At 72.3% G+C, this 847-nt stretch carries 1 protein-coding gene; it reads left to right on the top strand.

Features of this window, described 5'->3' with window-relative positions; genetic code table 11:
* The first annotated feature begins 83 nt into the window (after positions 1-83).
* Positions 84-833, top strand: a complete 750-nt coding sequence (locus ACFXA3_RS01915; RefSeq protein WP_385180519.1) for a chain length determinant protein — start codon at positions 84-86, stop codon at positions 831-833.
* Positions 834-847: the final 14 nt, after the last annotated feature.

Genomic DNA, 847 nt, shown 5'->3' with positions numbered 1-847 from the left:
GCAAACACCGCGACACCCTAAAACCCCCAACTGACCCCGCGCGGGGGCGTCCAGGCCCCGCCCCCGCCGCGAGGGGGAAGACCATGGATCTCGCGGAGATCTGGCGGGTCATGCGCAGGCGCTGGTACGTGCTGCTGCCCGGACTGCTGCTCACGGCCGCGCTCGTCGCGGGCGTCTACGCGCTGGTCCCGGTGGAGTACCGGTCACAGAGCACGGTGACGCTCCTGAACTCGAAGAAGGCCACGGTGGCCTTCGACGGCAACCCCTTCCTGAGCACCCAGGCCTCGCTCACCGGCATGGCCGACGGCCTGGCGCGCAACCTCAACTCCGACGACTCCCGCCGCGACCTCAGGTCCCGCGGCGTCACCCAGGAGTACGAGGCGAAGATCGCCGACAACGCCCAGGGGCCCTTCATGTGGCTGAGCGTCACCGGAACGGATCCGGCCGCCGTCCTGAAGTCGGACGAGGTGTTCACCGCCTACGCCGAGAAGCGGCTGCAGGAGTTCCAGGCCCAGCAGTCCGTGACGCCGGAAGCCATGATCCGCATGGCGACGATCGTCCCGCCGCAGAAGCCGGAGGCGCAGACCAAGACCCGGCTCCAGTACCTGATCATGGCGGGGGTGCTGGGCTTCGTACTGAGCCTGGTGGCCACCTTCTTCGTGGAGGCCCGGCGCCGCAGGCCGGACAAGCCGGGCCGGCACCGGCCCGCGCCGTCCGACGCGCCGGTGTCCGGGACCGCCGGGACCGCCGGGCCCGCCACCGCCCTGCCCGGCGGTGCGGACCCCGCGGAGAGCGGTGCCCGGAACCCCCGAGACTCCCCCGGCACAGCCTGACCCGCCCGGGGCAC

The sequence above is a fragment of the Streptomyces sp. NPDC059456 genome, assembly GCF_042750055.1.
Lineage (GTDB): Bacteria > Actinomycetota > Actinomycetes > Streptomycetales > Streptomycetaceae > Streptomyces.
This window is presented reverse-complemented; position numbering and strand designations above follow the sequence as displayed.